This is a genomic window from Klebsiella sp. CN_Kp097, assembly GCF_040064495.1.
GTDB lineage: Bacteria > Pseudomonadota > Gammaproteobacteria > Enterobacterales > Enterobacteriaceae > Klebsiella > Klebsiella aerogenes.
Genome location: NZ_JBEAIL010000031.1, coordinates 48,409 through 62,094, shown reverse-complemented (window position 1 = coordinate 62,094; position 13,686 = coordinate 48,409). Strand labels below are relative to the sequence as shown.

Below are 13,686 nucleotides of genomic sequence, written 5' to 3'. Positions count from 1 at the left end.
CAGCCGGGCGAATTGAGACCGGAGGGACTATGTCACATCTCAAATATGGACAGGACCGTTTTGGTTCCCGCAGCGCGAGGCTCCGCCCACGCGCTATTTTGGCCATGGCGAAACTCCCCGTGGCGCTCTGTTTTGTCCTGCAGGCGGGCTACGCGCAGGCTGAACTCTATTTTAACCCGCGTTTTTTAGCTGACGACCCTGCGGCGGTGGCCGATCTTTCCGGTTTCGAAAACGGGCAAGAGGTGCCGCCCGGCACCTACCGCGTCGATATTTACCTTAACGACGGCTTTATGACCACTCGCGATGTCACTTTTAACCGCGGCGAAAAAGGCCATGGGTTAAGCCCGTGCCTGACCCGCAGCCAACTGGCGGGCATGGGGGTCAATACCGCGGCGGTGAACGGGATGAGTGCCCTCGCCGCCGACGCCTGCGTGCCGCTGACCGAACTTATCACTGATGCCACGACGCGCTTCGATGTCGGCCAGCAGCGCCTGTACCTCACCGTGCCGCAGGCTTTTATGGGCAACCGCGCGCGCGGCTATATTCCGCCAGAAATGTGGGATGACGGCATCAACGCCGGGCTGCTGAACTACAACTTCACCGGTAACAACGTCCATAACGATACCGGCGGCAGCAGCAACTACGCTTATTTAAACCTGCAAAGCGGCCTCAATCTCGGTGCCTGGCGGCTGCGTGATAACACCACCTGGAGCTACAGCAGCGGCGGCAGCAGTTCCAGCAATGAGAACAAATGGCAACACGTCAACACCTGGCTTGAGCGCGACATCACACCGCTACGCTCGCGCCTGACCCTCGGCGATAGCTACACCAACGGCGATATTTTCGACGGCATAAACTTCCGCGGCGCCCAGCTGGCGAGCGATGACAACATGCTGCCGGATAGCCAGAAGGGCTTTGCGCCGGTGATCCATGGCATAGCCCGCGGCACCGCGCAGGTATCGATCAAACAAAACGGCTATGAGATTTACCAGAGCACGGTCCCGCCGGGCCCGTTCACCATTAACGATCTCTATGCCGCAGGCAACGGCGGCGATCTGCAGGTGACGATTAAAGAAAACGACGGCACCAGCCAGGTCTTCAGCGTGCCGTGGTCAACGGTGCCGGTACTGCAGCGCGAAGGGCATACCCGGTACGCGCTGACCGCTGGCGAATATCGCAGCGGCAACGATCAGCAAGAAGAGCCGAAGTTCTTTCAGAGCACCGTGTTACACGGTCTGCCTGCGGGCTGGACGCTGTATGGCGGTACGCAGCTCGCCAACCGCTACCGCGCCTTTAATCTCGGCGTGGGGAAAAATATGGGCGATTTCGGCGCCGTGTCGCTGGATGTCACCCAGGCCAATGCCACCCTACCCGACGACAGCGATCATCAGGGGCAGTCAATTCGCTTCCTCTATAACAAGTCGCTGAGCGATGTCGGCACCAATATCCAACTGGTGGGCTATCGCTACTCTACTAAAGGTTATTACAGCTTTGCCGATACTACCTACCGCCGGATGAGCGGTTACGACGTAGAGACCCAGGATGGCGTAATCCAGGTGAAGCCGAAATTCACCGATTACTACAACCTCGCCTACAACAAGCGCGGCAAAGTGCAGCTAAGCGTCACCCAACAGTTGGGGCGTACCGCCACGCTCTATCTGAGCGGCAGCCATCAGACCTACTGGTCAACCGGCAAAGCGGACCAGCAGCTGCAGGCCGGGCTCAACGCGGCGGTGGACGACATCAACTGGACGCTGAGCTACAGCCTGACCAAAAACGCCTGGCAGCAGGGCCGCGACCAGATGCTGGCGGTCAACGTCAATATTCCGTTCAGCCACTGGCTGCGTTCCGACAGCAAATCGGTATGGCGGCACGCCAGCGCCAGCTACAGCATGTCGCACGATCTTGATGGCCGGATGACCAATCTGGCGGGACTTTACGGCACCCTGCTGGAAGACAATAACCTGAGCTATAGCGTGCAGACCGGCTACGCCAGCGGCGGCGAAGGCGATAGCAGCGGCACCGGCTATGCGGCGCTGAACTATCGCGGCGGCTACGGCAACGCCAACATCGGCTACAGCCGCAGCGACGGTTTCAAACAGCTCTACTACGGCGTCAGCGGCGGTGTGCTGGCCCACGCCAACGGCGTGACCCTGAGCCAGCCGCTGAATGACACCGTGGTGTTGGTGAAAGCGCCCGGCGCCGGTGATGTCAAAGTGGAAAACCAGACCGGGGTGCGTACCGACTGGCGCGGCTATGCGGTGCTGCCTTACGCCACCGAATACCGCGAAAACCGGGTGGCGCTGGATACCAATACCCTTGCCGATAACGTCGATCTCGATGACGCGGTGGTCAGCGTCGTCCCTACCCACGGCGCTATCGTGCGGGCGGACTTCAAAGCCCACGTCGGGGTCAAGTTACTAATGACGCTGACCCATAACGGCAAACCGGTGCCGTTTGGCGCGATGGTCACCTCGGGCAGCAATCAGAGCGGCAGTATCGTGGCCGATAACGGCCAGGTCTACCTGAGCGGGATGCCGCTCGCCGGCAGCGTGCAGGTGAAATGGGGCGAAGGCGCGAACGCCAGCTGCGTGGCCAGCTATCGCCTGCCGGAAGAGAGTCAGCGACAGGCGCTGAGCCAGCTATCGGCAGAGTGCCGTTAAGGAACGCATGATGATGAAAAAACCACTTAACCTGTTCGGCGCCGTCCTGACGCTGGTCTGCGCCAACGCCTTTGCGGCCGATAGCACCATCACCATCAGCGGCTACGTGCGCGACAACGCCTGCGCGGTGGCCACCGAATCGAAAGAGTTTACCGTCGATCTGATGGATAACGCCGCGAAGCAGTTTAACGCCGTCGGCGCGACCACGCCGCTGGTGCCGTTTCGCATCGTGCTGTCGCCCTGCGGCAGCTCGGTGACGGCGGTCAAAGTCGGCTTTAACGGCACCCCGGATAGCGACAATAACGACCTGTTAAAAATCGACGGCGGCGCCTCCGCGGCGGCGGGCATGGCGGTGCAGATCCTCAACGGCCAGCAGACGATGCTGCCGGTCAACGCGCCCTCTTCGTCGATCGCCTGGACCACCTTAACGCCGGGGCAGACCAACACCCTCGGTTTTTACGCCCGGTTGATGGCAACCCGCGTACCGGTGACCGCCGGTCACGTCTATGCCACCGCCACCTTTACCCTTGAATTCCAGTAACCGGAGGCTGAGATGAAAGCACACTACGCAGGATGGCTTCTGGCAGGCGCGCTGGCGTTAAACATTATCCCGTTGCAGGCCGCCGACATCACCATCACGGTGAACGGCAAAGTGGTGGCCAAGCCGTGTACGGTCTCCACCACTAACGCCAGCGTCGACCTCGGCGATCTTTATACCTTCAGCCTGGTATCGGCGGGTTCCGCTTCGGCCTGGCACAGCACCGCGCTGGATTTAAGCAACTGCCCGGTCGGCACGTCACGCGTCGTCGCCACCTTTAGCGGCACCGCGGACAGCACCGGCTATTACAAGAATCAGGGTACCGCAGGAAATATCCAGCTCGAACTACAGGACGACAGCGGCACCACGCTCAATAACGGGGCGCAAAAGTCGGTTCAGGTCGACGAAAGCTCGCAGTCGGCGCGTTTTCCGCTGCAGGTTCGGGCCCTGTCGGTTAACGGCGGCGCCACCCAGGGAACCATTCAGGCGGTGATTAGCGTCACCTATACCTACGCCTGAGTCAGGAGAGTTTGTTCATGAAAAAAATCATCGCTCTGTTTACCGCCCTGCTGCTGATGGGCTGGTCGATTAACGCCTGGTCCTTCGCCTGTAAAACCGCCACCGGCGCAACTATCCCCATCGGCGGCGGCTCGGCCAACGTATACGTCAATCTGACCCCGGCCGTTAACGTAGGGCAAAACCTGGTGGTCGACCTGTCGACGCAAATTTTCTGCCATAACGACTATCCGCAAACCATTACCGACTATGTGACGCTACAGCGCGGATCCGCCTACGGCGGCGTGCTGTCGAGCTTTTCCGGTACCGTAAAATATAACGGTACCTCTTATCCGTTCCCGACCACCACGGAAACTTCGCGGGTGATCTACGATTCGACTACCGATAAACCCTGGCCGACCGTACTCTATCTGACTCCGGTCAGCACTGCGGGCGGGGTGGCGATTACCGCCGGATCGCTGATTGCCGTGTTGATCCTGCATCAAACCAACAACTACAACGGCGACTCCTTCCAGTTCGTGTGGAATATTTACGCCAATAACGACGTCGTTGTGCCGACCGGCGGTTGCGATGTCTCCGCCCGCGATGTGACCGTGACCCTACCCGATTATCCGGGCTCGATGGCGGTGCCGGTCACCGTTCACTGCGCGCAAAACCAGAATCTTGGCTATTACCTTTCCGGCACCACCGCCGATAGCGCCAACTCCATTTTCACCAATACCGCTTCCGCTTCGCCGGCACAGGGTATTGGCGTCCAGATGACGCGCAACGGTACCGTCGTTCCGGCCAACAGCAATGTTTCACTGGGTACAGTGGGTACTTCGCCGGTGAATCTCGGGCTGACCGCCACCTACGCGCGCACCAGCGGTCAGGTAACGGCGGGTAACGTCCAGTCGATTATTGGGGTGACGTTTGTCTACCAGTAAAGCCGATATCCCGCAGGCGACGACAGACTACATCCTGTCGCCCTGCGCCATGGCGGCGGCGGGATTAGCCCGCATGGTCGACGACGGTTGCCGCCAGCCGGTATGGCTACAGCCGCGAGTGCAGAGCATGCTGTCGATATCTGCGCCAGCCGACGTCCGGCAAATTGTGGTTTTTCTGCCCGACGATCCCTGGTGGCTACTGTTCGTCCTGCGCGAAGCCGCCTGGTTACTCAACCAGGCCAAACGGCCTTTGCCTATGGTGATCTTAAGCCGCAGCCCGGCGCCGTGGCTGTGGCAAACCTTACTGCACCAGGTCGGCGACCGCCGCCTGCTGGCCGCCGTGCAGGCGGTCTCATCCGATCTACCGTGCCGCCGTCTGGCGGCATTGCTGCAAGGCGGCCTGGTCGGCTACCCCGGCCTGCAACAGCTTTCCGCCATTGAGGCGCTGGCGCGCGGCAAGCCGCCGTCGGGCTTAAGCAAAATCGAACTTAACGCCACCCTCGCCCTGCTGTATGGCCACAGCATCACCAGCCAGGCGCAGATCCGCGGCGTCAGTCAGAAAACGCTCTACAACCAAAGAACCTCAGGACTAAACAAGATGGTGGAGTATCATCCGCATCTGGCGAGCCGATTTCCGGGCAGCCGAAGCAAACGCGTAACAGGTCAGGGCATGACCGCGCTGACCCCCTTCGAACGTGAGTTTATCCATGCTATTCACAGCCGGCAGATCTTTCCGGTCTTTCAGCCGATTGTCGACGAGCGCTTACGCCTGCAGGGCATCGAGATCTTATCCCGCTGGCGCAAAGATGGCGTGGTACTGCCGCCGGGCGAATTTCTCCCGCATATTCACTCCGAATACGCCTGGCTATTACTGACCGCCTTTGTCCTGCAGGAAGCGGTGCAGAATATCAATCGCTATCAGGGCGAGTTCTATTTTTCGGTCAATATCCCTCCCTGCATCGCCTATCACGATAATCTTGCCCGTATGATGGAAACCGCCTGGCAACAGCTACAGAACCCGCAGTGGGCCAACCGGCTGGTGCTGGAATTTGCTGAAACCGTCGATTTACAGCAGCAAGGAAAAGCGGTGGAGAATATGAGTAATATTCAGCAGCAGGGCTTTCGCATCTTTCTCGACGACTGCTTCTCGCACAGCAGCGTGATGTTCCCGGTACGCACGGCGCGTTTTAGCGGCTACAAGCTGGATATGAGCATCGTCAATGATTTTCAGCGCGACCCGCACGCGCTGGTGTTGATTAAAAGCCTGGTCTACTACTGCCAGCTAACGCAGAACCGCTGCATCGCCGAGGGGGTAGATAGTCTGGAGAAATTTAATCAGCTAAAAGCGCTGGGAGTCGATCGTTTCCAGGGGTATCTGTTCTCACCACCGGTCACTCGCGAGCATCTGGGAGAGATCATTTCGCGATTTTTACCAGATCATGCCACCTGCCGGTTGGCCGGGTAATCGCAGCACGGCGCCAGCCACAGCTGGCGCCGTATTTCAGGCGCGAATGTCGTCGTACTCGCGGGTGTTATCGAATTCGTGTTTGGCAAACGGGCACAGCGGAATGATTTTGCGCTGTTCCTGGCGCATTTTTTCGACCACTTTCGCTACCAGCTGTTTACCCACGCCCTGGCCTTTCAGGCTGGGATCGACATCGGTATGCTCAATAATGCTCAGATGTTCACCGGTTGGAACAAAGACAATTTCCGCCACCTGGTTTCCCTCGGCGTCATTAACGTAGAACTTGTTATGGCCTTCCAGAATTTCCATCATTTCCTCGCTTATTTGTGGCGATACTTCAATGCGCCGCTGGGACAGGTATCGATCACTTTGACCACCGTCGCCACATCCACCTGATCGGGGATGATCCACGGTTTACGTTTCAGATTGAACAGCTTCGCGCTGCCGCGCACGCAGTTACCCGAGTGCTGACAGATATCGGTATTGAAATAGACATCTATCTTCTCGCCGGTATAGGCCCGGTAGCCCGCGTCCAGTAGTTCTTTATCCATGACATTGCCTCGGTATTTTTATTGTACTTACCTAAGAATAGCTCGCGGCATAGCCGCTGACTATGGAGAAATGAGAAACGCCCTATTTCAATTATTTCGCTAATGAAAAAGCGACTTTTTAATACCTACGCGAAATTAAACTATTATCAGAGGATAACCATAACTCGGCTAAGCAAACCATCAGCGCTATAATTTAGGCGGTGTATGAGGGTTTATTTGATCAAAAACGAATAAGCTCAATTGTTCAATGGCATGAACATTCAGGTATCTTCCTTTGAAGCAAATTGTAAAACGGGCGCGCCCGGCATTGTTATTACTTCTTTTGGCGGTCTCCGGTTGCTCTTTATCCCCCGCCATACCGGTATTAGGCGCAGCATTCCCCGGCTGGTTCTTCTGCTTTTTAGGCGGCGCATTACTGCTGATCCCTTGTCATATCCTGATTGCCCGTAAAGGCTGGCAGGCGCGCTTTTCCCCGCTGGTATTAAGTTACCTGGCGTTAATGTTTCTATTTGCCACTATTCTGTGGTTTCTTCTTTTCGCACATTAAATACCTATGACTCAATCCAGCCCAAGCGTTTTACGGAAAAAATGGCCCTTGTTGGCTCTCGTCCTCGCCGCCATTGTGGCGCTGATCGTGGTTATCTGGCAGTTACAGACTTCGCCGGAAACCAACGACGCCTACGTCTACGCCGACACCATCGACGTGGTGCCGGAAGTCAGCGGGCGAATCGTTGAAATGCCGATCCGCGATAACCAGCGGGTGAAGAAAGGCGATCTGCTGTTCCGCATCGATCCGCGCCCCTATCAGGCGATGCTGGACGATGCTAAATCACGGCTGGCGGCGCTTGATGCGCAGATTATGCTGACCCAACGCACCATCAAAGCCCAGCAGTATAACGCTCAGTCGGTGAGCGCCGCGGTAGAGCGGGCGAAGGCGCTGGTGAAACAGACTACCTCGACCCGTATCCGCCTGGAACCGCTGGTGCCGCAGGGATTCGCCGCGCAGGAAGATCTCGATCAGGCGCGTACCGCGGAAAAAGCCGCCCGCGCCGAACTGGAAGCTACGCTGCTGCAGGCTAAACAGGCTGATGCCGCGGTCACCGGCGTCGATGCGATGGTCGCGCAGCGCGCCGGGATCGTCGCGCAAATCGCCCTGGCGGAACTGCACCTGGAGTTCACCGAAGTTCGCGCGCCGTTTAACGGCGTGGTTATCGCCCTGAAAACCACCGTCGGACAATATGCATCCGCCCTGAAACCGGTCTTCACGCTGCTGGATAACGACCACTGGTATGTGATTGCGAACTTCCGCGAAACCGATCTGCAAAACGTTCGGCCTGGCGTGCCGGCAACCGTGACGGTGATGACCAACCACAGCCGCCCCTTTGACGGCGTCGTCGATTCCGTTGGTTCAGGCGTACTGCCGGAGGGCGGTAGCGTCATTGGCGGGCTGCCGGTGATTCAGAAGAGCATCAACTGGGTACATGTGTCGCAGCGCTTCCCGGTTAAAATCGCGGTGAAAAATCCCGACCCGGAACTGTTCCGCATGGGCGCCTCCGCCAGCGCCGTGCTGCAGGCGAAATAAGGGTCCGGCATGCATAATTTCTGGTTGTTTCTGCAACGGGAGCTCGCCGACGCGCCGGGGCGGGCCAACTATACCCTGCGCCTGACGCTGAGCTGCGCAGTGCTGATCACCCTGTTTATGACCCTGCAGATCCCGTTTCTCGCCGTGGCGCTGATCGTGGTGTTTTACGTCAGCCAGCCGAACATTCTGATGATTAAGCTGGGCAGCGTCCTGTTTTTTGTCACCATCAGCGTGGCGCTGGGGCTGGTGCTGCTGATCATCAAGTGGACCTATGATTTCCCGCTGATTCGCCTGGTCGCTTCGGTATGCCTGTTCTTTGGCGCGATGTATCTGATGCGCGTGCTGGGCAAACTCGGGCTGGCGTTTTTCGTGGTGGCGCTGGCGGTGATTTATGCCCAGACCTTCCCGTCAATGACCAGCCAAAGTGAAGTTCTGGTGCGCCTGCTGCTGTGGCTTTGGGTGGCGATCAATACCGCAACGCTGGTCACGCTCCTGGTCAACGCCTGCTTTCGCCAGGCCTTCCCCGGCTACCAATTCCGCGCCCAACTGGTGGTGATGCAGCGGCAGGTCGCCGACGTGCTGACGCAGAACGCCGCGCCGCCGACCTTCAAAGAGATCGCCGGGCGTTTTAATCAGTTGCAAGGATTGTTTAAGCAGGCCCGTTTTGCGGCGCCGGAAATTGCCGCCGATCCGTCGCGCTGTCAGGCGCTGATGGCGACCACCCTGCGCTGCTATCACCTCGCGGCGCTGCTGCAACCGGGCGACGATCACGCCGCGGCGCGCCAGCAGATCGCCGCCGCGCTACAGGCGCTGGTGCCGTCGATGAACGAGGGTACGCCGTTTTCATTCTCCGCGCCGGCCATTGATGATCGCGGCGCCAATACGCTGATTTTACAAGAGATGGCGGATGTACTGGCGAAGCTGGCGCGCGGTGAAACCATCGACCTGCCGCAGGGTGAAGCCGAGAAGTCGCCGCTGCTGCTGCCGGATGCCTGGCGCAATCCCGCTTATCTGCATTTCGCCCTGAAAACCCTGCTGGCGACGCTGCTGTGCTACGTCTTCTATACCGCCGCGGACTGGCAAGGGATCCACACCATTATGCTGAGCTGCGTGATTGTCGCCCAGCCGGGGCTGGGGGCGACGATGCAAAAAACCTGGTTGCGTATCGGCGGCGCGCTGCTCGCCACGCTGCTGGCGTTGCTGTTGATCGTCTTTGTACAGCCGTGGACCGAGTCCATCGTCGGCCTGCTGGCGATGGTTCTGCCGGTAATGGCGCTCTCGGCGTGGATTGCCGCCGGGTCAGAGCGTATTGCCTACGCCGGGATCCAAATCGGCTTTACCTTCTCGCTGGCCTTCCTCAGCTGGTTTGGCCCACTGACCAACCTGACCGAACTGCGCGACCGGGTCATCGGTATTTTGCTCGGCGTACTGGTCTCATCGATCGTCCATCTTTACCTGTGGCCGGATAGCGAAGCGCCGCAGCTGAAATCGCGGCTGGCGCAACTCTATCGCCAGATAGCCGAGTTCCTGCGCACAAAAGATGATAAGCCGCAGATAGTGCCGCTGTTCCAGGCGCTGACCACCAGCGAAACGCTGATGCATCGGGTCGCCGCCGAGCCGCTGGGCACCTTTGCGCATCCGTGGCCGCAGGCGAAATCCTGGCCGAGCAAAGCCACCTGGCAGCAGGCGCAGGAGATAGTACGCCTGAGCGAGGGCTACCGGCTGTATGCCGCGCCGGGAGACCCCTTCTTAAGCCGCTGCGCCGAACAGTTACAGGCGTATGCCGATAATATTGAACGTCAGCAGCCGACGGCGCCCGTCGCGCCGCTGGTTGTCGATCCGGCTAATCCGTTCGGCGAACCGCTGGCGGCTTTACTGACCACCCTGCCGGACTGGTCAGACAAACCTTCTGAATTTACGCGACAGGCAGAACCGTCATGATAAAAATGGATGCCGCAGCACGTTTTCTGCGCTACTCACCGCTGGCCTTCGTCATCAGCCTGTTGACAGGATGCGCGCTGATTCAGGACGCTCCTGGCGAAGTGCCGATCGTTAATCCGCAACAGGCGCAGCTGGCGCAGGTGATCCACCTGGCGAATAGCGGCTGGCCGGCGGCCCGCTGGTGGGAAGGGTATCACGATCCCCAGCTCAACATGCTGGTAAACCGCGCGCTGCAAAATTCGCCGACCATGCAGGCGGCGCGGCTACGCATCTCACAGTCACAATCCACCGTCGAGCTGGCGCAGTCGGCAATGGGCGTGCAGGCGACCGCCGTGGCGGCGCAGAACCGGATGCGTATAACCGATAAATCCTTTAGTTGGCCCTACTCCTATTCTCTGCCGGTGGATAAAAACGGCCCGTGGTACACGCTCAATACCGTGGGCGTCGGCGCAACGCTGAATATCGATTTATGGGGCGCCGACCGGGCCCGCGTCGCGGCGGCTATTGGCGAAAAGAACGCTCGCCAGGCGGAAACCGCCGGTATCGAACTGGACCTCGCCAGCAGCGTGGGGCAGCTGTACTTCGCCATGCAGGCCACCTTCCAGAAGATCGTTCTGCTGCAGCAGCTAGAAGAAATAGCGCGGCTGTCGGTACAGGCGCATGAACACCGCACCCAGCGCGGCGTGGAGGATAGCGTCGATATCGCCAATGCGCAGGCGGAACTGCTGGGCGCGCAGCAGCAGGTGATTACCGCCCGCGGCACGCTAACCCAGTACCGTGAAACGTTGCGGGCGCTGATTGGCGCCGACGCGCAGAGTATGCCGGAGATCCACCCGGTCGCCCTGCCGGCGTTGCAGGAAACGCTGCCGGATTCACTCTCCTTCGAATTGCTGGCGCGTCGCCCGGATCTGCAGGCCCTGCGCGGTTATGTAACCGCTTCTATGAGCCAGGTAGATGCGGCGAAAGCGGCCTTTTATCCGCATTTTGATATTAAAGCCTTTTGGGGATATAACGCGCTGAGCGTTGGCGATCTGTTTAAGTCGTCCTTCCAGCAGATTAACCTGCTGCCGGGGCTGTATTTGCCGATATTCGATGGCGGCCGCCTGAACGCCAATCTCAAGTCGGTACGTACGGCGAGCAATATCCTGATTAAGCAGTACAACCAGGCGGTGCTGGATGCGGTACGGGACGTGGCGATAAGCTCCAGTCAGCTTAACGATCTCAACCAGCAGGTGGCGCTGCAGGAGCTGAAGGTGACGGCAGCGATGGCCACCACCCGCAGCGCCAGCGCCCATCACCAGCGCGGCCTGTTAAGCCGCTATGCCGCGGAAGAAGCGCGGCGACCGGCCATCGCCCAGCAGCTGTTATTGCTGGATATTCAGGCCCAGCGCCTTAGCACCGATATCACGCTGATTAAGGCCCTCGGCGGCGATTACCGCGGCCCGGCGGTGGGTTCCGCAAAACCGTAGCCCTGCTAAGCGTAGCGCGAGCAGGGAAATCCCCGGATAGCGGCTTACGCCTTATCCGGGCTACCGTTTCCATACTCTGCTTACTATAAAAAAGCCGGCGCTCAGCGCCGGCTTTTCATTGACCGCTTGCGCAATCAGGCATTGGTCGCCGGTTTTTGCTCGACGGATTTACTGTTCTCCAGCATACGGCGCACCGGCACAATCAGCACGCACAACACCGCAGCGCAGATCAGCAGCGCCGTCGAGCAGCGGGCGAACAGATCCGGCAGCATATCCAGCTGGTCGGCCTTCACGTGGCCGCCAATCAGCCCCGCCGCCAGGTTACCCAGCGCGCTGGCGCAGAACCACAGCCCCATCATCTGGCCGCGCATTCTTTCCGGAGCCAGTAGGGTCATAGTTGCCAGGCCTATCGGGCTCAGACACAGTTCGCCCAGCGTCAGCATCAGAATGCTGCCCACCAGCCACAGCGGCGATACGCCGGCGCCGCCGTTGCTCAGCACGTTCTGCGCCGCCAGCATCATCAGGCCGAAGCCCGCCGCCGCGCACAGAATCCCGATAACAAACTTGGTGATGCTGCTCGGGCGCACGTTTTTGCGCGCCATTGCCGGCCATGCCCAGCTAAATACCGGCGCCAGCAGGATGATAAACAGGGCGTTAATCGACTGGAACCACACCGCCGGGATTTCGAAATCGCCAATCATGCGGTTGGTGTAGTCGTTCGCAAACAGGTTAAAGGAGGTCGGTTTCTGTTCGAAGGCTGACCAGAAGAAGGCGGCGGAAACCAGCAGAATAAAGCAGACCAGCAGACGCGCGCGCTCTTTACGGTTAAGTCCCGCAAAAACGAACAGGTAGATGAAATAGAGCACCACCGACGCGGCAATCACGTACACCAGCATGCTGGCGACCGCCACCGGGTTAATGACTATCACCCCCTGAGCAATCAGCGTAATCACCACCGCCACGCCGACCGCCAGCGCCAGCAGCCAGGCGCCAACGCCGTTTTTCTTCGCGACGGGACTATTCCAGGTAGAGTCGAGACCCACTTCGCTGTCGTAGCGTTTCATTGCCGGGACCGCGAAAAGGCGGAAAATCACCAGCGCCACCAGCATACCGATACCACCGATGCCGAAGCCCCAGTGCCAGCCGTGGGATTTAATCAGCCAGCCGGAAATCAGCGGCGCGATGAACGACCCCATATTGATACCCATATAGAACAGCGAGAAACCGCCATCGCGACGGCTATCGCCTTTCTTATACAGCGTACCGACCATCACCGAGATGCAGGTTTTAAACAGGCCGGAACCGAGCACGATAAACATCAGCCCGATAAAGAACAGGTTGTTGCCCATAAACGCTGACAGCGCAATCGACAGATGGCCCAGCGCGATCAGAATCGAGCCGTACCATACCGCTTTCTGCTGGCCAAGCCAGTTGTCCGCCAACCAGCCGCCCGGCAGCGCCGCCAGGTACATGGCGCCCGCGAAGATGCCGACGATGGCCGACGCGTTCTCACGGGCTAAACCCATACCGCCGTCATAGACGGTGGCCGCCATGAACAGGATTAATAACGGGCGAATGCCATAAAACGAGAATCGCTCCCACATTTCGGTGAAGAACAGCGATCCCAGAGGGTAAGGGTGACCAAAGAAGGTCCGGCTTTCATTTTTGTTAACAGAGGAATGCATAACTTCTCCCAATAAGGCGATCTTAGCGCTTTGTCATGCCGAAAAGCGTATTGACCATTTTTTCTACCTGCCTATCGTTCACACAGGCGTTAATTTTATTTAACCATTTGATAACCAGACGGTGGTTTTGTCTAGCCCCTGAGCGATATCTTTTAGATGAAAACTCGACCAGGCTCTCTTTTCCCAGATTTTATGTTGGCAATAAAGGGATAATGATTGACAGCGTTCTTTCGTACTACAGGAACCTCTTAATCCTTAATAAACATAATGTTAAGAGGATAGAAGTCAGAAAGTCCCGAGTATACGACATATTTCCGTCATATGGCTGAAATAACGCAATGATTAACCGG

At 58.5% G+C, this 13,686-nt stretch carries 12 protein-coding genes; 9 read left to right on the top strand and 3 right to left on the bottom strand.

Annotated elements, in window-relative coordinates:
- Positions 1-29 precede the first annotated feature (29 nt).
- Genes ABLV07_RS22665 through ABLV07_RS22645 form a run of 5 tightly spaced genes read left to right on the top strand, consistent with a single transcriptional unit; the run spans position 30 to position 6,108 of the window.
- Positions 30-2,663: a fimbrial biogenesis usher protein gene (locus ABLV07_RS22665; protein WP_163374875.1), complete on the top strand. Its 2,634-nt coding sequence runs from the start codon at positions 30-32 to the stop codon at positions 2,661-2,663.
- A gap of 13 nt (positions 2,664-2,676) precedes the next feature.
- Positions 2,677-3,204: a fimbrial protein gene (locus ABLV07_RS22660; RefSeq protein ID WP_170926280.1), complete on the top strand. Its 528-nt coding sequence runs from the start codon at positions 2,677-2,679 to the stop codon at positions 3,202-3,204.
- A 12-nt stretch (positions 3,205-3,216) separates the two neighbouring features.
- Entirely contained in the window at positions 3,217-3,720 is a 504-nt protein-coding gene (locus ABLV07_RS22655) for a fimbrial protein (protein ID WP_032709077.1), read from the top strand.
- Between the two features lie 17 nt (positions 3,721-3,737).
- On the top strand, positions 3,738-4,643 hold the full coding sequence (locus ABLV07_RS22650; RefSeq protein ID WP_045359466.1) for a fimbrial protein: 906 nt from the start codon (positions 3,738-3,740) through the stop codon (positions 4,641-4,643).
- Entirely contained in the window at positions 4,630-6,108 is a 1,479-nt protein-coding gene (locus tag ABLV07_RS22645) for an EAL domain-containing protein (protein ID WP_045359464.1), read from the top strand. The genes ABLV07_RS22650 and ABLV07_RS22645 overlap by 14 nt, the downstream gene beginning before the upstream one ends.
- Positions 6,109-6,144: 36 nt before the next feature.
- Here the strand turns inward: ABLV07_RS22645 and ABLV07_RS22640 are convergent, their stop codons facing one another.
- Complete coding sequence (locus ABLV07_RS22640; protein ID WP_015369862.1) at positions 6,145-6,417, bottom strand: GNAT family N-acetyltransferase; 273 nt, start codon at positions 6,415-6,417, stop codon at positions 6,145-6,147.
- A gap of 11 nt (positions 6,418-6,428) precedes the next feature.
- Entirely contained in the window at positions 6,429-6,659 is a 231-nt protein-coding gene (gene yjdI / locus ABLV07_RS22635; RefSeq protein WP_020078004.1) for a 4Fe-4S mono-cluster protein YjdI, read from the bottom strand.
- Between the two features lie 274 nt (positions 6,660-6,933).
- Here yjdI and ABLV07_RS22630 point away from each other — a divergent pair, with 274 nt between their 5' ends.
- Genes ABLV07_RS22630 through ABLV07_RS22615 form a run of 4 tightly spaced genes read left to right on the top strand, consistent with a single transcriptional unit; the run spans position 6,934 to position 11,651 of the window.
- Positions 6,934-7,206 (top strand): YtcA family lipoprotein, encoded by a 273-nt coding sequence (locus ABLV07_RS22630; RefSeq protein ID WP_015369860.1) that lies wholly within the window; start codon positions 6,934-6,936, stop codon positions 7,204-7,206.
- Positions 7,207-7,212: 6 nt separating this feature from the next.
- Positions 7,213-8,241: a multidrug transporter subunit MdtN gene (mdtN, locus tag ABLV07_RS22625; protein ID WP_032706346.1), complete on the top strand. Its 1,029-nt coding sequence runs from the start codon at positions 7,213-7,215 to the stop codon at positions 8,239-8,241.
- A 9-nt stretch (positions 8,242-8,250) separates the two neighbouring features.
- A complete protein-coding gene (locus ABLV07_RS22620; RefSeq protein ID WP_348853339.1) occupies positions 8,251-10,182 on the top strand; it encodes an FUSC family protein in 1,932 nt (643 codons plus the stop codon).
- Positions 10,179-11,651, top strand: coding sequence for an MdtP family multidrug efflux transporter outer membrane subunit (locus ABLV07_RS22615; RefSeq protein ID WP_063410810.1), 1,473 nt, complete (start codon positions 10,179-10,181; stop codon positions 11,649-11,651). Before ABLV07_RS22620 ends, ABLV07_RS22615 begins: the two co-directional genes overlap by 4 nt.
- Before the next feature lie 134 nt (positions 11,652-11,785).
- Here the strand turns inward: ABLV07_RS22615 and ABLV07_RS22610 are convergent, their stop codons facing one another.
- On the bottom strand, positions 11,786-13,336 hold the full coding sequence (locus tag ABLV07_RS22610; protein ID WP_015369856.1) for a peptide MFS transporter: 1,551 nt from the start codon (positions 13,334-13,336) through the stop codon (positions 11,786-11,788).
- Between the last annotated feature and the right edge of the window lie 350 nt (positions 13,337-13,686).

Bases quoted from the DNA above. Each gene is read 5' to 3' on its own strand.
- ABLV07_RS22615 (WP_063410810.1), top strand. From the start codon at position 10,179: ATGATAAAAATGGATGCCGCAGCACGTTTTCTGCGCTACTCACCGCTG.
- ABLV07_RS22640 (WP_015369862.1), bottom strand. From the start codon at position 6,417: ATGGAAATTCTGGAAGGCCATAACAAGTTCTACGTTAATGACGCCGAG.
- yjdI (WP_020078004.1), bottom strand. From the start codon at position 6,659: ATGGATAAAGAACTACTGGACGCGGGCTACCGGGCCTATACCGGCGAG.
- ABLV07_RS22665 (WP_163374875.1), top strand. From the start codon at position 30: ATGTCACATCTCAAATATGGACAGGACCGTTTTGGTTCCCGCAGCGCG.
- ABLV07_RS22650 (WP_045359466.1), top strand. From the start codon at position 3,738: ATGAAAAAAATCATCGCTCTGTTTACCGCCCTGCTGCTGATGGGCTGG.
- ABLV07_RS22660 (WP_170926280.1), top strand. From the start codon at position 2,677: ATGAAAAAACCACTTAACCTGTTCGGCGCCGTCCTGACGCTGGTCTGC.
- mdtN (WP_032706346.1), top strand. From the start codon at position 7,213: ATGACTCAATCCAGCCCAAGCGTTTTACGGAAAAAATGGCCCTTGTTG.
- ABLV07_RS22620 (WP_348853339.1), top strand. From the start codon at position 8,251: ATGCATAATTTCTGGTTGTTTCTGCAACGGGAGCTCGCCGACGCGCCG.
- ABLV07_RS22610 (WP_015369856.1), bottom strand. From the start codon at position 13,336: ATGCATTCCTCTGTTAACAAAAATGAAAGCCGGACCTTCTTTGGTCAC.
- ABLV07_RS22655 (WP_032709077.1), top strand. From the start codon at position 3,217: ATGAAAGCACACTACGCAGGATGGCTTCTGGCAGGCGCGCTGGCGTTA.